Raw genomic sequence first — 880 nt, 5'->3', positions numbered from 1 at the left:
GGCGGACCCACCACCGTCACCGCCGCACTCCCCTGGCGGGAGCGCCCCGACGCCACCGAAGGAAGGCCCGCGTGACCACCGCCCCCGGCGGCACCGCCGGCACCCGGCCCGCCCGTCCCGCGGGGGCCCGCCGCCCGTCCAGGACGGGTGCCCTGAGCATCCCGTTCGGCGCCCGGACCTGGCGGGAGGGCTGCCACCAGCTGCTCGGACTGCCGCTGGCCACCGTCTCGTTCACCGTGCTGGTCACCACGCTCGCGGTGGGCGCTCCGCTGCTGATCACCTTCGTCGGGCTGCCGGTGCTCGCGGCCGGGCTGTGGGCGCTGCGCGGCCTGGCCCGGCTGGAGCGGGAGCGCGCCCGGCTGCTGCTGGGACTGGAGGTGGAGGAACCCGAGCCGCTGCGGCCGCGCGGCGGCCGGCGGTCCCCGCTCGGCTGGATGGGTGCGGTGCTGCGCTCGCCGGTGACGTGGCGCACCTCGGCCTGGACGCTGGTCCATCTGCCCTGGTCGCTGGTCGGCTTCACGGTGGTCACGGTGCTGTGGGGGCTGGGATGGACGCTGCTGCTGTTCCCGCTGTGGTTCTGGACCGTGCCGAGGTTCTCCGGCGAACCGGGCGTCGGGATCAACCTGGACGGCCGGGGCGGCGGCTGGGTCTGGGACGGGCCCCTGGAGGTGGCGATGGCCGCCGTCCTGGGATACCTGGTCCTGTACGGCGCGGGCTGGGCCGTGCGCGCGCTGTGCACGGTGGACCGGGCGCTGGTCTCCGGGCTGCTGGGCCCCTCCGCGCAGGCGGACCGGGTGCGGCAGCTGGAGTCGGACCGCTCGTCGGTGCTGGACACCTCGGCCGCCGATCTGCGGCGGATCGAGCGGGATCTGCACGACGG

At 76.5% G+C, this 880-nt stretch carries 1 protein-coding gene; it reads left to right on the top strand.

From position 1 onward, the window contains the following. Nucleotides 1–71: 71 nt before the first annotated feature. The coding region (locus tag ABD299_RS24800; protein WP_344267003.1) for a sensor domain-containing protein at nt 72–880 on the top strand (809 nt) is incomplete at its 3' end.

Origin of the sequence: Streptomyces sodiiphilus (assembly GCF_039529215.1) — a bacterium.
Taxonomy (GTDB): domain Bacteria; phylum Actinomycetota; class Actinomycetes; order Streptomycetales; family Streptomycetaceae; genus Streptomyces; species Streptomyces sodiiphilus.
The sequence above is the reverse complement of the archived record's forward strand: the minus strand, read 5'-3'. Positions and strand labels throughout refer to the sequence as shown.